Origin of the sequence: Paeniglutamicibacter selenitireducens (assembly GCF_051550675.1) — a bacterium.
GTDB lineage: Bacteria > Actinomycetota > Actinomycetes > Actinomycetales > Micrococcaceae > Paeniglutamicibacter.
Map to the genome: position 1 here is coordinate 22481 of NZ_JBPULF010000011.1, position 16918 is coordinate 39398.

The 16918-nt window shown below is 68.1% G+C and carries 13 protein-coding genes and 1 tRNA gene; 9 read left to right on the forward strand and 5 right to left on the reverse strand.

Translation table 11 applies throughout. The features are described 5' to 3' along the window. Window position 1: 1 nt before the first annotated feature. The 4 genes from ACSYDW_RS16455 to ACSYDW_RS16470 all read right to left on the reverse strand — a co-directional run bounded on the left by ACSYDW_RS16455 (window position 2) and on the right by ACSYDW_RS16470 (window position 5025). Window positions 2-1327: a DUF4032 domain-containing protein gene (locus tag ACSYDW_RS16455; protein WP_438339815.1), complete on the reverse strand. Its 1326-nt coding sequence runs from the start codon at window positions 1325-1327 to the stop codon at window positions 2-4. Between the two features lie 178 nt (window positions 1328-1505). Further along, complete coding sequence (locus ACSYDW_RS16460) at window positions 1506-2633, reverse strand: ABC transporter ATP-binding protein (protein WP_438339816.1); 1128 nt, start codon at window positions 2631-2633, stop codon at window positions 1506-1508. A gap of 56 nt (window positions 2634-2689) precedes the next feature. Beyond that, window positions 2690-3472: a trehalose-phosphatase gene (gene otsB / locus ACSYDW_RS16465; protein ID WP_438339817.1), complete on the reverse strand. Its 783-nt coding sequence runs from the start codon at window positions 3470-3472 to the stop codon at window positions 2690-2692. Window positions 3473-3549: 77 nt separating this feature from the next. Then, window positions 3550-5025: an alpha,alpha-trehalose-phosphate synthase (UDP-forming) gene (locus tag ACSYDW_RS16470; protein ID WP_438339818.1), complete on the reverse strand. Its 1476-nt coding sequence runs from the start codon at window positions 5023-5025 to the stop codon at window positions 3550-3552. Between the two features lie 152 nt (window positions 5026-5177). On the opposite strand from ACSYDW_RS16470, the gene ACSYDW_RS16475 reads away from it, so the two are divergent. The 9 genes from ACSYDW_RS16475 (at window position 5178) to ACSYDW_RS16515 (ending at window position 15713) form a co-directional block, all read left to right on the forward strand. Beyond that, a complete protein-coding gene (locus ACSYDW_RS16475; RefSeq protein ID WP_438339819.1) occupies window positions 5178-6047 on the forward strand; it encodes a DsbA family protein in 870 nt (289 codons plus the stop codon). 172 nt (window positions 6048-6219) lie between these two features. After that, a tRNA-Thr gene (locus ACSYDW_RS16480) sits at window positions 6220-6296 on the forward strand. 570 nt (window positions 6297-6866) lie between these two features. After that, window positions 6867-8015, forward strand: a complete 1149-nt coding sequence (locus tag ACSYDW_RS16485) for a LacI family DNA-binding transcriptional regulator (protein WP_438339820.1) — start codon at window positions 6867-6869, stop codon at window positions 8013-8015. A 301-nt stretch (window positions 8016-8316) separates the two neighbouring features. Next, window positions 8317-9630 carry an ABC transporter substrate-binding protein gene (locus ACSYDW_RS16490; RefSeq protein WP_438339821.1) on the forward strand — a complete coding sequence of 438 codons (1314 nt, stop codon included), beginning with the start codon at window positions 8317-8319 and terminating at the stop codon, window positions 9628-9630. 61 nt (window positions 9631-9691) lie between these two features. Next, the gene (locus tag ACSYDW_RS16495) at window positions 9692-10624 is read left to right on the forward strand and encodes a carbohydrate ABC transporter permease (RefSeq protein ID WP_438339822.1); all 933 of its coding nucleotides are present in this window, start codon (window positions 9692-9694) and stop codon (window positions 10622-10624) included. Then, entirely contained in the window at window positions 10621-11544 is a 924-nt protein-coding gene (locus tag ACSYDW_RS16500) for a carbohydrate ABC transporter permease (protein WP_438339823.1), read from the forward strand. Before ACSYDW_RS16495 ends, ACSYDW_RS16500 begins: the two co-directional genes overlap by 4 nt. After that, window positions 11541-12560, forward strand: coding sequence for a hydroxyacid dehydrogenase (locus ACSYDW_RS16505; RefSeq protein ID WP_438339824.1), 1020 nt, complete (start codon window positions 11541-11543; stop codon window positions 12558-12560). The genes ACSYDW_RS16500 and ACSYDW_RS16505 overlap by 4 nt, the downstream gene beginning before the upstream one ends. A gap of 133 nt (window positions 12561-12693) precedes the next feature. Then, complete coding sequence (locus ACSYDW_RS16510) at window positions 12694-14718, forward strand: outer membrane protein assembly factor BamB family protein (protein ID WP_438339825.1); 2025 nt, start codon at window positions 12694-12696, stop codon at window positions 14716-14718. A 182-nt stretch (window positions 14719-14900) separates the two neighbouring features. Beyond that, window positions 14901-15713 carry a sugar phosphate isomerase/epimerase family protein gene (locus ACSYDW_RS16515; protein WP_438339826.1) on the forward strand — a complete coding sequence of 271 codons (813 nt, stop codon included), beginning with the start codon at window positions 14901-14903 and terminating at the stop codon, window positions 15711-15713. Here the strand turns inward: ACSYDW_RS16515 and ACSYDW_RS16520 are convergent. After that, entirely contained in the window at window positions 15710-16774 is a 1065-nt protein-coding gene (locus ACSYDW_RS16520; RefSeq protein WP_438339827.1) for a LacI family DNA-binding transcriptional regulator, read from the reverse strand. The two genes, ACSYDW_RS16515 and ACSYDW_RS16520, sit on opposite strands and share 4 nt — an antisense overlap. Window positions 16775-16918 lie beyond the last annotated feature (144 nt).

The window sequence follows — 16918 nt, forward strand, 5'->3', positions numbered from 1 at the left end:
ATCACTCGCCGGCGGCCTCGGGGTCCAGCATCAGCCGGGCCTCGTCGCGCCGGTGGCGCAGCACCGCCTCCACATAGGAGGCGACGGCCTCCTCCATGGGCACGTTTGAGCCGCGCGCCTCGGAAATGTACCAGCGGTGCTCCAGCACCTCGTGCACGATCTGCGCGGGCTCCAGCTTGCCGTGGAACTCGCGCGGGATGGCCCCGGTGATCCTGTCGAAGACGTTGGCCACCCAGTGCGCCGCCACCAGCTCCTCGTCGAGCTCCGGGTGCTTCTTGGCCCGGTAGGCGTCAAGGTCGTTGAGCAGGCGCCGGGCCTGCCCCTCCTCGACGTCCAGCCCGGTGAGCCGCAGCAGCCGGCGGGTGTGGTGCCCGGCGTCGACAACCTTGGGCTGGATGACCAGCTGGCCGCCGTCGGGGGAGGTCTTGAGGCTGATTTCCTCCACGTCGAAGCCCAGTTCGTTGAGCCGGCGGATGCGTTCGTCCACGCGCCAGCGTTCGGAGAGGTCGAAGGACTCGGTGTCGTTCAGCTCCGCCCACAGCCCGCGGTAGGCGTGCAGGATCTGCTCGCTGGTGGCCACCGGGTCCACCTTTTCCTCGATGAGCCCGGCCTCCATCAGGTCCATGAGTTCCCCGGCGATGTTCACGCGGGCGATCTCCAGGTCGTATTCGCGCTGCCCGGAGGAGAGCTCCGGGTAGAGCTCCCCGGTTTCCGCATCCACCAGGTAGGCGGCGAAGGAGCCGGCGTCGCGGCGGAACAGCGTGTTGGACAGGGACACGTCCCCCCAGTAGAAGCCGATCAGGTGCAGGCGCACCAGCAGCAGCGCCTGCGCGTCGATGAGCCGGGTGAGGGTGTCGCGGCGCAGTTTCTGGGAGAACAGCGCGCGGTAGGGCATCGAGTACTTCAGGTGCCGGGTGACCAGCACCGGCTCGAGCTCGTTGCCCTCGGTGTCGGTGCGCCCGGTGATCACGGCGACGGGCTCCACGCAGGGGGCCGCCAGGCGGCGCAGCTTGCGCAGCATGTGGTACTCGTGCCGGGCCACGTGTTCGCCGGTTTCCTTGATGGCGATGACCGAGCCGCCCATCATGGCAAAGCGCACCACGTGGCGCGAGATGCCGCGCGGCAGCGGGGCCAGGGTGTCCGCGGGCCAGTCCTCGAGCCGGATCTGCCACGGCAGGTCCAGCAGCGCGGGGTCGGCCGTGGCGGAGGTGATGGACAGGGAACCGGCCACGGATGGGCGCGCCGTATCGGGTGCCTCGCGCGGCAGCTTGCCGGGCTGCACGTAGTTGGTGGGTTCGTCGTGCCATTGGGCGGTGTGGCGGATCATGGGGTGTTGACCGTCCCTTGTCGAAGGCTCAAGTTGTCGAAATGGCCGCCGGTGCGCGGTGCCGCACGCGGTGGCGCGGGCGAAAGCCCGCCGGATGCGCAAAAGCGGCCGCATTCGTGGTGGTGAATGCGGCCGCCGTTGGCACTTGTTCCGAGCTTACAGCCCGGGGTGGCCGGGCCTAGACCTCGCTGGGGACCGGAGCCGCGTGCGCGCCCGGGACCTTGACGTCCGCCAGGCGCTCGCCGGAGGCGGTGTCGAAGAGGTGGACGTGTCCGACCTTCGGCATCACGTGCACGGTTTCGCCCTTGAACGGCGGCTTGCGGCCGTCGACGCGGACCACCATCTGGTATTCCGTGCCGCCCACGGTGGTGTGGCCGTAGACGTAGGCGTCGGCGCCGAGTTCCTCGACGACGTCGACGTTCACGGCCAGGCCCTCGCCGGCGGATACCAACTCGAGATCCTCCGGCCGGACGCCCAGGGTCACCGAGTTGCCGGTGGCTGCCTCGAGCGTTGCGGAGGACACCGGGTAGGTGGTGCCGCCGAAGGCGACGCCGCCGTTGACTGCCGGCAGTTCCAGCAGGTTCATGGCGGGGGAGCCGATGAAGCCCGCAACGAAGACGTTCTGCGGGCGGTCGTAGAGCTCGCGCGGGGTGCCGACCTGCTGCAGCAGGCCGTCCTTGAGCACCGCGACGCGGTCGCCCATGGTCAGTGCCTCGACCTGGTCGTGGGTCACGTACACGGTGGTGACGCCGAGGCGGCGGGTCAGCGACGCGATCTGGGTGCGGGTCTGCACGCGCAGCTTGGCATCGAGGTTGGAGAGCGGTTCGTCCATGAGGAAGACCTGCGGGCTTCGGACGATCGCGCGGCCCATGGCAACACGCTGGCGCTGGCCGCCGGAGAGCGCCTTCGGCTTGCGGTCCAGGTAGTCCTCGAGGTCCAGCAGCTTTGCGGCTTCCTGGACGCGGCGTGCGCGCTCTTCCTTGTCGACGCCGGCGATCTTCAGGGCGAAGCCCATGTTGTCGCCCACGGTCATGTGCGGGTAGAGCGCGTAGTTCTGGAAGACCATCGCGATGTCGCGGTCCTTGGGTGGAACGTTCGTGACGTCGCGGTCCCCGATGAGGATGCGGCCGGAGTTGACGTCTTCCAGGCCTGCGAGCATGCGCAGGGAGGTGGACTTTCCGCAGCCGGACGGGCCGACAAGAACGAGGAATTCCCCGTCGGCGATTTCCAGTGAGAGCTTGTCCACGCTGGGCTTTGTCGCTCCGGGGTAGACGCGTGATGCCTGGTCAAAAGTTACAGATGCCATGGGGCATTAATCCTTCCACGGGCAGGTACGTGCCCGACGATCCGTTGTGAATGGAATCACAAGCTTCTCATATCGAGTACCAATTCCAAAAGGGTTGACAATTCCCCGGGGCCGTTGAGCCGGAATTGCGCCCTCGTGTTGCCCGAACCGATCTTGACGCCGATGTCCCCGGGGCGCAGGACCGCGAAGGCGTCCTCGTCGGTGACGTCGTCCCCGGCGAAGAGTACGGTGGAGGCATCCGCCACCTCGCGCAGCCAGTCGAGCCCCTCGCCCTTGGTCCCCGACAGCACGGTGGCCTCGAGGACCTCCTTGCCGTCGAGCGTCCAGAGGTCCTTGACGTCCTCCAGCCTTTCGCGGGCAGCACGCAGTGCCTTGGTGGCGGTCTCTGGGGCCGCCTGGCGCACATGCAGCACCACGGATGCCGGCTTGTATTCGAGGTTGGTTCCTGGGTGGTCGGAGACGACGGCCTCCAGGAGGCGGGTTGCCTTGTCCAGGGCCGCGGACTGTTTCACGTTGAGGTCGATGTGGGTCGCATCGGTGCCGAAGCTCTCCGGGGCCCAGCGCTCGGTGCCGTGGCTGCCCACCAGCAGGGTTTCCTCCGGCGGGGTTGCCACGGCGCGCAGGGACGCCAGGTCGCGTCCGGAGATCAGGGCCGTGACGGTGTTTTCCGTTGCGGCAAGGCGGGAGAGCAGCTCCGCGGAGGCGGGCAGCGGCCTGGCATCGTCGGGGTGGTCGACAAGCGGTGCCAGGGTTCCGTCGAAGTCCAGCGCCACCAGGAGTATCTGGGTATCGGCCAGGGTTTCGATTGCATCGGCGAGTTCCGGCGAGAGGGGTCCCATGGGTTGGCCCGGGTCCTTTCAGGGTTGGAGGGGTGCGCCCGGACGGTGGCCGGCCGGGCGCGTTGTCCCGGGTGCGCCTAGACGAGCGTGTCGGTCGGCAGCGGCTGGGACAGGGCGCTGAGGAACGTGTGGGACCATCGGGCCACGTCGTGTTCCTTGAGGTGCCGGCGCATCCGGCGCATGCGCCGGGCGGATTCGAGCGGGTCCATGTGGACGGCGCGCAGGATCCCCTTCTTCATGCCGTCGATGTCGTGCGGGTTCACCAGCACCGATTGCGTGAGCTGGTCGGCGGCCCCGGCGAACTCGGAGAGCACCAGCATGCCGCTGTTGTCCGTGTGTGCCGCAACGAATTCCTTGGCGACAAGGTTCATGCCGTCGCGCAGGGCCGTCACCAGCATGATGTCGGCGGCCAGGTACAGGGCGATCATTTCCCGTTGCGGGTAGGAGTGGTGCAGGTAGCGCACGGCGGTGTGTCCCATGGTGTCGTGTTCGCCGTTGAGCGAGCCGACCATGAGCTCCACCTGGTCCCGCAGCTGGGCGTAGCGTTCGACGTTTTCGCGGCTCGGGCTGGCGACCTGCACCAGGCAGGCCTGGCCCACGACGAGGTCCCCGTCGGCCAGCAGTTCGCCGTAGGCCTTGAGCCGGTGCCGCAGCCCCTTGGTGTAGTCGAGCCTGTCGACCCCCAGGAGGACGGTTTGGGGGTTGCCCAGTTCCTTGCGGATCTGCTTGGCACGGGCAATGATCTCCGGGTCGTGGGCCAGCTGGGCGACCTGCGAGGTGTCGATGGAGATCGGGTGGGCCTCGGCCCGGCAGATGTTCCTGGTGGAGGCGCTGCCGTCCAGCTGGGCGGGCGGGATCGCCCACGAACCCTTGACGGTGCGGTCGGTGTAGCGGCGCATGGCGCGCAGGAAGTTGCTGGCGTCGGCCGTGCGCTGGAAGCCCACCAGGTCCGCCCCGGCCAGGCCCTCAAGGATCTGCCGGCGCCAGGGGAGCTGGGAAAAGATCTCGGGGGAGGGAAAGGGGATGTGGTTGAAGAACCCGATGCGCAGGTCCGGCCGCTGCTCCCGCAGCAGCTTGGGCACCAGCTGCAGCTGGTAGTCCTGCACCCAGACGGTGGCGCCCTGGTTTGCCACCTTGGCTGTGGCATCGGCGAACCGCTGGTTGACCTTCTTGTAGTTGTCCCACCAGGTTCGGTGGAACTCCGGGGGGACAATGACGTCGTGGTACAGCGGCCAGAGCGTCGAGTTGGAGAACCCCTCGTAGTACAGCTCGAAGTCCTCGGCATCCAGCGGCACCGGAATCAGGTGGATGCGGTCGTTCTCGAACGGGGACAGTTCCTCGTCGGTGGCTCCGTGCCAGCCGACCCAGGCGCCGTCGGACTCCTGCATGACCGGTGCAATGGCCGTGACCAGGCCGCCCGGCGACCGGCGCCACAGCAATTCCCCGTCGTCGCCCTCGACCCGGTCCACCGGCAGCCGGTTGGCAACCACAATAAAGTCGTAGCCCCGATGCTCGGGGGCAGGTGAGGGCTCGTGATCTTGATCGGCCATCATAGTGATCCTCCAGTTCGCGAACGCCTAGTTGCTCTTGAGCCTAGGTCAGCCACGGCGGCGAAGCGACACTATGACGCCCGGGAGCGCCGTGTCAGTGCCCTAAACTGGTGAAGTTGGGGGAGTACAAAACCTACCTAAGGGACGATTGACCTATGGCATCCGATAGCCAGCGGCCGAGCAAGGCCGAGCGCACCGCGAGCGCACGTGAGAAGGCGCAGCAGATGCGCGTTGCACAGGAAGCGGCGGACAAGCGCAAATCACTGTTCATCAAGCTCGGTGTTCTCGTAGCGGTCCTGGCTGTGATCGCCCTGGTTGCGGCCATCATCCTGCAGAACAACTCGGGCAAGGTCGCCGACGCGGGCAACGCACCCAGGGGCGGCAACGCCGCCGGCGGCATCACGCTGACCTCCGACAAGACCCTGGCCGACACCTCCGGCATCACGGTCGACGTCACCAAAGCCGGTACGGTTCCGCAGGACTCGTCGACGCGTCCGCCGGCCCCGCGCGACGCCAAGGCCTCGGCCAAGGGGGAACCGGTCAACCTGCTGGTCTACGTGGACGTGAACTGCGTGCACTGCGCCGACTTCGAAACCAAGTACGCCGACCAGATCAGCACCTGGCTTGCCGCCGGCGACGTCAACGTCGAGTACCGCAACGTGGCCTTCCTTGACCGTGGCTCACCCACCAACTACTCCTCGCGCGGCGCGAACGCACTGGCGTGCGTTGCCGACGCCGCACCGGCTTCCTACCTGCCGTTCTCCAAGGCGCTGTTCGCCCACTACCCTCAGGGTGAGATGAACAACAAGGCCCTGGCCCAGCTGGCCAAGGACAACGGTGCGGATGTGGAAAGCTGCATCGAGAAGGGCGACTTCCGCCCGTTCGTGAAGTTCACCGATCAGGCCGCACGCGTAGACGCCATCGGTGGCACCCCGAGCATCTTCGTCCAGGGCAAGGAATGGGACCAGACCGCCAACCCTGACTTCGTGGCCTTCGTGAACGAGCAGATCGCCGCCAACCAGTAGTCGAGGCATCGCCTCCGGCTGATGGCCGGGTTCTGGACCGCTTCGTGCGGTCGGGAACCCGGCCATCGGTTTTCCACGGCCGAGATGGCCGTCCGGGCCGGTTTTATGCTGCGGGCCATTGTCGGCTACGCTTGATTCTGCACTTGCGTTGCATTCATGCAACGAGTTGCGCGCCTCCTTAGCTCAGTTGGCCAGAGCATCGCTCTTGTAAAGCGAGGGTCGCCGGTTCGAATCCGGCAGGGGGCTCCAGCGAAGAGCCGAGGCATCCCTGTGAACGAGGGATGCCTCGGCTCTTTTCGTTTGCCGTGGGGCCAGGCGGGCCTCGTCGGCCAGATTCGATGGCTTCGGGACGGTTCCCACGAGGATTGGTGGCAAGCCCGCCTGCGAAACGGCAGCGACGCCCGGAAGCGGCGCTGCAGCCCACGTCGTGGCCCGGCCCAGGAAGCGCGGAAGGACTATCGACGCGCAGAGAATGCCGCGGGCCCGACTGAAGTGCGGAAACCAAGCCCCGTCCACGTTGTCAACGTGACGCCACGGACAGGTTTGGCCTAGTGGCATGTATGCGGAAGTTGCACCAAGGCGAGGTGGTCATTCTCCCGGCGCGCCATTTCGCTCCCTTTCCCGCCCGGGCCCGGGAGGCAACCGGCCAGAACCCCCAGTCCGAGCCGGCGAGGGCTGCCAATCTGCTCGAAAGCGGCCGCCGACTTGGTCTTTCAAAAGACCTTTACGGTGCGGGGTCTTGATTGAACGCAAAGATTCCGGTGTAGTTCATACTGAACGTAATGCACATTACTAAACACTTCGGAGCGTGAGTCGATGATGAGCGAGGAACGACAGAATCGCATCCTTCGCGAACTGGCACTTCGGGGTTCCTTGAATGCCGCCGACTTCGCTCGAAGCCTGGGAATCTCGGGCATGACAGTCCGGCGAGACCTCGCCCTCCTCGAGGAGCAGGGGGCGCTGCAGCGCGTGCATGGCGGGGCTGTCGCAGTCGCCGAACGTTTCGGGGACTCCGGCGGATTCACCCAGAGGAACGCAGGGCGCGGCGGCGGATTCGCGGGACAGGGTTTCGCGTCCGGGAAACCGAGCCCGCTGGCCCATGGCCAGCGGCCGCTGGCGACAATCGGCATGGTCGTGCCGTCGGCAAAGTACTACTTCCCCGGGGTGATCAGGGGCGCCGAGGCTGCGGCCTCCGAACTGGGTGTCAGGCTGGTGCTCGGCGTTTCAAACTACTCGCCAGTCGAGGAACAGCGCCAGGTCAAGCGGCTGCTCATGAGCGGCGTTGACGGGTTGCTGGTGACACCGAGCGTGGAACGCCTGGCCGGCACGCCCACGCTGGACCTCCTGGCCTCGGCGGAAGTGCCCGTGGTTGTAGTGGAGCGTTCGATCGGGGACGTCCTTGATGCCGGCAGGCTGGAATCGGTCCAGAGCGACCACGTCCGTGGCGCCGAGATCGCCGTGACGCACCTCTTGTCCCTGGGACACCGCCGGATCGCGTTGTGCACGCGCCAGAACAGTCCCACGGCGTCGCAGGTCGAGGACGGCTACCGCCTCTCCATGCAACATGCGGGGCTTGCGTCCGACGCTGCCCTGGTGGGGGCCACGTTCGATACCAGCGACCCCGAGAAGCACCGCGAGCAGATGAACGGAATCGTCGAGGGCTTCGTGGAAGCAGGGGCCACCGCCGCCATCATCCACAACGATGAGGACGCGCTCACCTTTGCCGACCTGTGTGAAGCGCGGGGCCTGCGGATACCCGAGGACATCGCCGTGGTGGCCTACGACGACGAGGTTGCCGCGCTGGGCGCCGTGCCGTTGAGCGCCGTGGCCCCGCCCAAATTCGACGTCGGATACCACGCCCTGCAGATGTGCCTGAACCGACTGGGGCCCCGCCGCCGCTGGGACCTGGCCGTCCAGCGGGTCAGCTTGTCGCCGACGCTTGTCGTGAGGGATTCGACGGCCGCCTGATGCCGTTTTGCGCGGCGACCCGGCAATAATCTGGCTGCCAAGGGAAGCTCGAGACTGGCCTGCGCCACCGGCTGAAGCATGGCCGGCGCCTTGTCGGAGCCTGAATTGAACATGGCCCGAAGGTGCCAGGCACGCGGCCCGCTTCCCATTGCGTGGCAAGCCTGCGCGCGCAGGGCTCAAACCCTCGAATGTTCAGCTTTGTTCATTTTGTTTACTTCGTTCAATTCTGCGTGTTTTATGGATCTAGTTCATTCGACGGTGATCACCGTCACTACCGCATCAGGGATTTCGAGGGAGAACAATGAAGCGTCGCAAACTGCTCATCGGGGTAGCCAGCCTGGCCAGCAGCGTCATGCTGCTCGCCGCCTGTGGATCGGCCTCCGGCCCGTCCTCTGCACCGGCCGCAACCGGGGAACCCTCGGGGTCGATCACCTTCTGGTCCTCGCTTGCCGGCATGGACCAGGTGGCCGAGTCCTTCAACAAGAGCCAGGACAAGATCAAGGTCAACTTCGAGACGATCCCCAACGGCGCCAGCGGCGGCTACGCCAAGCTGTCCACCGCGATCACCGCCGGAAACGGCCCGGATGTTTCCACCATCGAATACCCGCAGCTGCCGCTGTTCGTCAGCAACAGCCAGGTGCAGCCGCTGAACGGACTCATCGACGAGGCCGAGACCATTGACAAGCTGGCCTCCGAGATCCGCGGCCAGGTCGAGTTCGGCGACAAGATCTACGGCCTGCCCTACGATGCCGCCCCCATGGTCATGTACTACCGCCAGGACCTGCTGAAGAAGGCCGGTGCCGAGGTCCCCAAGACCTGGGCGGAATTCGAGGAAACCGGCAGGAAGCTCAAGAAGGTGGCCCCCGAATCCTACCTGGCCAGCTTCAACCCGAACGAGGTCGCAGCCACCGCGGGCCTGGCCTGGCAGGGCGGCGCGAGCTGGTTCGACGTCGAGGGCGACAGCTGGAAGATCGGCATCAACGATGCGGCAACCAAGAAGGTCACGGACTTCTGGCAGAAGCTGATCGACGACGGACTCGTCAAGGTCTCCCAGGCCTACAGCGACGAATGGAGCCTTGACCTGTCCAACGGCACCGTCGCAGGCGTCGTCGGCGGCAACTGGAGCGCCTCGGGCATCCAGAAGCGCACCGAGGCCAGCGGCCAGAAGGGCAAGTGGATCGCCGCACAGCTTCCGAACTGGGAAGCACCGGCCGGTGCCTTCTACGGCGGTTCGAGCTTCAACATCACCAAGAGCAGCAAGAACCCCGCTGCCGCTGCCGAATTCATCAAGTACCTGACCACCAGCCCGGAGGCCATCAAGGCCCGCGGCAACACGGGCTCGGCCTTCCTGGCCTTCCCCGGCCTGACCCCCGTGGCACAGGAGGCGTTCGACGCCGGCTACTTCGGCAACGACATCTACGAGGTCTTCGAGGCCGCCTACAAGACGGTCCTCCCGGGCTGGCAGTGGGGCCCGAACTGGGACGTCACGAACACCGCCCTGAAGGATGCCTACGGAACCATCGGCACCGGGGGAACCCTCGGCGGCGCCGTCGACACCGCCCAGCGCGCGACGGTCGAGGGCCTGAAGCAAAGCGGCCTGTCCATCGCGGAGTAGCACCACCCCCTCCCCGGGTTGCCGCCGCACGGCGGCAACCCGGGCCAGTTAGGAGATCCCCATGGCCCCCGAGGCCCCCACATCCGTTCGAAGCGCGAAGCGCTCCTCGGTTACCGGAACAGGCGGCAGGACCGCCTCGCTGTTCCTTGTACCGTTCTTCACCCTGTTCGCTGTCGCCATCATTGCGCCCGTCGTCTATTCGCTGGTGCTCAGCTTCCACACCCAGCAGAAGTCGGGCCTGGGCTTCGGTGAAGCCAAGACCGTCTTCGTCGGCCTGGAAAACTACGCACAGGTCTTCGCCTCGGAGTCGTTCGTCGGGGGCATCCTCCGGCTGGGCCTCTACTGCCTGATCTACATCCCGCTCATGGTGGGCGGGGCCATCGTCTTCGCGCTGCTGCTCGACGCGACGGTGGCCAAGGCCCGCAAGCTCTTCCAGCTGCTGGTCTTCCTGCCGCACGCGGTGCCCGGCGTCATCGCGGCCCTGATCTGGGCCTACCTCTACACCCCGGGCATCAGCCCGCTGGTCCAGGCGCTGGAGGGCGGCGGCATCCAGATCAACTTCCTGGATGCCAACATGGTCCTTCCCGCGATCGTGAACATCGGGGTCTGGGAATGGACCGGCTACAACGTCATCATCATCTTCACGGCGCTGCAGGCGGTTCCGCGCGAGGTGCTGGAGGCCGCCCGGATGGACGGCGCCGGGGACATCCGCATCGCCATGGGCATCAAGATGCCCATGATCCTGCCGGCGCTGAGCGTGATCATGCTCTTCACCATCATCGGCACGCTGCAGCTGTTCACCGAGCCGACCATCCTGGCCAAGGCCACGCCCTCCATCACCAGCAGCTGGGTCCCCAACATGTGGGCCTACGACGCCGCCTTCATCAGGCACGACCTGAACCAGGCCGCGGCGGCTTCGATCATCATCGCCGGGTTGGCGGCAGTACTGTCGCTCATCGTCACCCGCTTGAGCTCCAGGATGAACAAATCATGAGCACCAACACCATGGCAAAACCAGCCCCCGCCCCCGCCCGGCGCGCACCCGAGGCGCCCAAGGCACCCCGCGCGCAAGCCCACCGCAACAGGTTCATCAGCAGCTTCACCGTCAACGGGCTGCTGGTGCTGGGATCGGCCTACATGGTCGTGCCCGTGCTGTGGCTGCTCTTCGCCTCCACCAAGAACACCGCGGACCTCTACGGCACCGGTGCCTACTCGCTTGGGGAGTTCTCGCTCTTCGAGAACATCGGCAACGTGCTCGCCCAGGACGACGGGGTGTTCCTGCGCTGGATGGGCAACTCGGTGCTCTACGCCGGCGTCGGGGCCGTGGTCGGCGGGCTCATTTCCGTCATGGCCGGCTACGCGTTCGACAAGTTCGAGTTCCGCGGCAAGGACTCGCTCTTCGGGTTCGTGCTGGTGGGCGTGCTGATCCCCAACACCGCAACGGTGCTGCCGATGTACCTGCTGGCCTCCGTGGTGGGCATGACGAACACCGTCTGGGCGGTGCTCATCCCGGTGATGTGCAACCCGTTCGGCGTCTACCTGGCCCGCGTCTACTCCGCGTCCTACGTCCCGGCGGAAACCCTAGAGGCCGCCCGCATGGACGGCGCCGGGCCCATCCGCTCGTTCTTCTCGCTGGCCCTGCCCATGATGATGCCCGGCTTCGTCACCATCGCGCTCTTCCAGTTCGTGGGGGTGTGGAACAACTTCATGCTTCCGCTGGTCATGCTCCAGGACCAGAAGCTGCTGCCGGTCAGCGTGGGCATCTCGATCTGGCAGGGCTTCGCGGTTCCGCAGCCGGACTTCGTGCCCATGGTGATCACCGGGTCGCTGCTGTCGATCATTCCGCTGCTGCTGGCCTTCATCTTCTTGCAGCGCTTCTGGAAGTCCGGGATGAACGCGGGGAGCATCAAGTGAGCAACGACGAATCCCGCCTCAACGTGGCCCTGGCGATGCCGCAGGACGTGGCCCGGAGGGTCTTCCCGCCGCGGCTGCTCCAGCTGCTCGAGCCCGGGCTGAACCTGCTGGACACCGAGCCGCTGGAGGAGTTCGACTCGCCGCGGTCCCGGGCGCTGCTGGCCCGCGCCGACGTGCTCATCACCGGCTGGGGCTGCCCGCTGATCGACGGCCCGGTGCTCGATGCGGCGCCGAACCTGCGCTACATCCTGCATGCCGCAGGCAGCGCCAAGCACCACGTCGGGCAGGCCTGCTGGGACAGGGGCCTGCAGGTGAGCACCGCCGCGGAGGCGAACGCCGTGCCCGTGGCCGAGTACACGGTGGCGATGATCCTGCTGGCGAACAAGAACGTCCTGCAGCTGGCGCGGATCGTGCACACGAAGCGCTCGAGCGTCGAACCCGAGGACCACTACCCGCGGCTGGGTAACTTCCGCAAGCGGGTCGGGATCATCGGGGCCTCGAAGATCGGCCGGCACGTGATCAGGCTGCTGCGTTCATACGACCTGGACGTCGTGGTCGCCGACCCGTTCCTGGAACCGGGGGAGGCCGCCGGGCTCGGCGCCGAACTCGTGACCCTTGATGAGCTGGTGGCAGGCAGCGACGTGGTGTCCCTGCACGCGCCCTCCCTGCCCTCCACGCGGAACATGATCGACGCCCGGCAGATCGCCCGGTTGCGCCCCGGCGCCACGTTCATCAACACGGCCCGCGGCGAACTGGTGGACCAGGATGCGCTGCTGCGCCGGATCGAGCAGGGCGACCTCTACGCGGTGCTCGATGTGACAACGCCGTGGTCGCTGCCGCCGGACTCGGGGTTCTACGTGAACCCGAACGTGCTGCTGACCCCGCACGTTGCCGGGTCGCTGGGCAGCGAACTCGAGCGCATGGCAGCAAGCACCGTTCAGGAGGCGCTGCGGCTTTCCCGCGGCGAGCCGCTGCAATTCCAGTTGCGCGCTGCGGACCTGGCCTTCACCGCCTGAGCAATTTCCCCAACCACCCCGGCAGGGACCTGCCTGCCGGGGGCCTTCGGGCTGCGTTGTGCACGCCCCACCCTGCATGCCCCATCAAGCGCGAACCACCACCAACGACCGCACGCGAAGCAAAGGAAGTTCCATGAAGAACCCACACCTCAGCCGACGAACGATCCTGCAGGCTGGTGGCGCCGTCGGCCTGGCCGCGGCCCTGGGGCTTGCCGGAAGCGGTGCGGCACACGCCGCCCCGCTGCCCGCGGGCCGCCCCGGCGACGGGCCGGAGATCCTGGACCTGGGCCCCGCCGTGGTCCAGTTCGGCTTGATGAGTTCGCTGCTGGTCGGGGACGTTGTCTACATCGGCTCGCGCAACGTCGAACCCGTGCGGATCGTCGCCTACCACGTGCCCACCGGCAAAGTGGTGGGACAGACCGAGCTGGCCACGGGGCACAGCATCCAGACGCTGGCCGCGGATGCAGGCGGCCGCTACCTCTACGCCGGTGTCCTGCAGAAGGCAACGGGCCCGCAGCCCAACCTCTTCCGCTGGGACCTGTCCTCGCTCTCCGCCCCGGCAACACCGATCGGCCGCATGGGGGACCGGGACGTGCGCGACCTGAGCGTCGCACCCGACGGACGCCTCTACGCGGTGGGCGGCGGCAGCGGCACCGCGCCGGCGCTCTGGGAATACAACCCCGCCACCGGGTTGGTGGCGAACCTCGGCATCCCGGATGCCGGGGCCACCCTGGCGCGGGCCGTCGCCGCCACCGAGCGGACGGTGTTCTTCGGGGCGGGAAGCACCCTGGGCGGCGGAGCCGGTGCGGCGCGCGCCTGCCTCCACGCCTACGACCGGGCGGCGCGCACCTTCACGAACGTGACACCCGCGGAAATGCTGGCCGACCCCAGCATCAGGGACCTGGCCCTGGACGGGGACCGGCTCCTGGTCAGCTCCGCCGCCTCCACCCAGCAGTCCAAGGTGGCGGTGCTGGAGGCCGCGAACCCGTCCTCCTACGCCGTGGCGACCTCGATCGGCAAGACCGCCAAGAACTTTGCGGTGATCGGCGCGGATGTGTACTTCGCCAACGAATCCGGGGTGTGCGTCCTCTCGGCGTCCTCCGGGAAGGTCTCGCAGCTGCAGGTCGGCGGGCCGGCGCTGGGGGAGATCTGGGGCGTGGACGCCCGGGCCGGCAAGCTGCTGGTGACCTCCGCCTACGGGTTCATCGCGGAGATCGACCCCGGCACCGGGAACTCGGTGGTCCGCGACCTCGGCGAGGCGGGAGCCGTCTCCACCGCACAGACGGCCATGGGCCTGGCCGCCGGCGCCGGCTACATCTACGTCGGCGGCAACGGCGTGATTGCCCGCCACTCGATGGCCACCGGCGAGGTGGTGAACCTGCAGGCGCAGGGCGAGGCCAAGGACGCCGTGGTGGTGGACGGGGTGCTCTACACCGGCCAATACAGCTCGCAGGGAATCTGGGCCTACGACCCGCGCAGCGGGGAGGCGATCCACCAGGCCGCCGACTTCCCGGGGGCCCAGAACCGCCCGCTGGATGTCTGCTGGGACGAGGTGAACGAGCTGGTGCTTGTCGCCGCGCAGTCGGACACCGAGGGTGGCGGGTCGTTCTGGACCTACAAGCCCGGTAGCGGGGCCAAGCAGTGCTTCACCAACCCCATCGACGACGTGCAGCTGCTGCGCGCCGTGGCAACCCGCGACGGCGTGGCCTACCTGGGCGGCGGGCTTTCCTCGCTGGAGGGTGCCGGCACCGTCGTCGCCTTCGACCCGGTGGCCGGCAGGGAGCTGTGGCGGATCGAACCGGGCATGGGATCCGGGCTCGCGGCGTTGGCCGTGCGGGGCAAGCACCTGTACGGGCTGACGCGCAAGGGCGGGCTCTTCGTCATCGACCTGCCCAAGCGCCGCATCGTGCACCGTTCCGATGTCAGTTCCGTCTCCCGGGGATTCGGTGCCCTTGTGGCAAACCGCGGTGTCGTCTACGGGGTCTCGGACACCACGGTGTTCCGCTTCGACCCCAAGACGTTCGCCGTGACCACGGTGCTGGCCGACACCGACGGCGGCTGGTACAGCGGCTCCCACATCACCAACGACGAATCCGGCTACCTCTACACCATGCGCGGCCGCAACCTGGTGCGCATCGACGACCACCCGCGGCGCTAGCGCCCCGGGTCCGGGGAACGGCGTCCCGCGCGTGGCACCTGGGTGGGTGCCGCGCGCGGGACGCCATCTCGCGCGGGTGGTGCACCCGCCGGAACCACCCTCCAAGACCACGAACCACCAGCCAAGAACACCAACCCGGAACAGGATCCGCCGGATCCGGCTTCCCGAAGGCGAGCGTCCCGATGATTTCCGTTCCGTACACGCTGCCCGCCCGCCCCGCGGGCTCACGGTCGCCGGCCCCGCTGGACGCGGGGCTCTGCTCGGTGACGCTGCGCGCGCTGGGCATCCAGGAGGTGGTGGACATCGCCGCAGCGGCAGGGCTCGCCGGCATCGAGTGGGGCAGCGACGTCCACGTGCACGATGCCGCCTCCGCCGACCTGGCCCGCGGGGCCTGCGCCGCGGCCGGGCTGCGGGTCTTCTCGCTGGGCTCCTACTACCGGGCCGGAAGCTTCGGCGATTTCGGCGCGGTGGCAGCGCTTGCCGCACGCGTGGGGGCACCGCGCATCCGCATCTGGGCGGGAGACACCGAACCCGCGGACACCGACGCGGCGACCTGGGAGGCGGTGGTCCGGGACACCCGGCGCATCGCCGGGATCGCCGGGGAACGCGGCCTCGAGCTGGCCTTCGAGTTCCACAAGGACACGCTCACCAGCACCGTTGAATCGACCCTCGAACTGCTCGGACGGGTGGCCCGACCCAATGTGGGGACCTATTGGCAGCCAGCCGAGGGCCTGGGCGACGGCGAGGCGCTCGAGTCCCTGCGCCGGCTGCTTGGGCACGTCACCGGGGTCCACTGCTTCTCCTGGTGGCCGGCGAACCACCGGCTGGCGCTGGAGGAACGGGCCGCGCTTTGGCGCGGGGTGGTTTCTGTCCTGCGGGAGCACGGGCGCGGGCTGGAACTGATGCTCGAGTTCGTCGCGGGGGACACCCCGGGGCAGGTGGCCGCCGATGCCGCCTTCCTGCGTAAGCTCACCGAGGGGCCGGAACCGGCCTAGTCGCGGCCCGCAGCACCGCCGCCGGTGCTGCGGCGCAGCACCACGGTGCCCTCGATGGTGCCGGGGTGCGCATCGCCGGTGATGGCGGCCAGGGTGGCGAGTCGCCCGAGTTCCTCCAGCGGCAGGCCCACGGTGGTGAGCGCCGGCTGGAAATCGCGCAGCCATTCGATGTCGTCGAACCCGGCCAGCGCGGCATCCCGCGGGACCTCGAGCCCGTGGGCGCGCAGCGCCGCCGCCACGCCGATCGCCATCACGTCGTTGCAGGCGAAGATGCAGGGCCGCGGGGTCCCGTCTCTGGCCCCGGCGGCGATCCGCGCCGCGATTCTTTCTCCGGCCGCGAAGCCGCCGTCCCTGTCGAAGCCGGTGTGCACCACTTCCGCCGCCGGCGCCCCGGCTTCCGCCAGGCCCTGCTGGAAGCCGCGGATCCGCTCGTCGGAGGTGGACAGGCCGGCAGGCCCGCCCACTATCGCGAACGGGCCGGCGTGGTTCCGGGCCAGGGTGAGGGCGAGCTCGCGGGCGAGCGCCTCGTTCGGGATTGAGACGGTGCCGAAGCCCTCGGTTCCGGTGGTCCCGGCGACCGGTTGGCCCAGGGTGCCCACGCGCCCGCCGTTGCGGCAGTAGCGCTCCAGCTCCACCGCCAGCGCGGCGTTGGCCTCGGCATCCTCGGGGCGCGTGGAGCGCGAGCCGGCCAGGATGACCGCCTCGGCCCTGCGCCCGGCGAACGCCATGACCGCCTCCCGTTCGGCGGCGGGGGTGCCGTCGGTGGTGGCCAGCAGGACCATGCGTTGTTCCTGGTGCGCCGCGCCCTGGACGCCACGGGCGATCGCGGAAAAGTAGGGGTCTGCGATGTCGTGGACGATCAGCCCGACAAGCCCCGTGCTGGACCTGGCCAGCGACTGGGCCTGGGCGTTGGCCACGTAGCCCAGGGAGGCGGCGGCGGAGCGGACCCGCTCGGCGATGCCCTCGGCGGGCTTGCGCGCGGAGCCGTTGAGGACCCGGGAGGCCGTCGCCGGGGAGACTCCGGCCAATGCGGCCACCTCGGCCAGGGTGCTTGCTGCCACGGGGGTTTCCTTTCGCGGGTTCCGGATCCGCACCTCGCATCCGCGGGCACCTTAACCACCTTACGGCAGTGCGCGCCGAATTTGGGAAAGCGCTTGCCCAAATGGCCCGGAGCGTGCACACTTGAGGCATTGGGAATGCGCTTT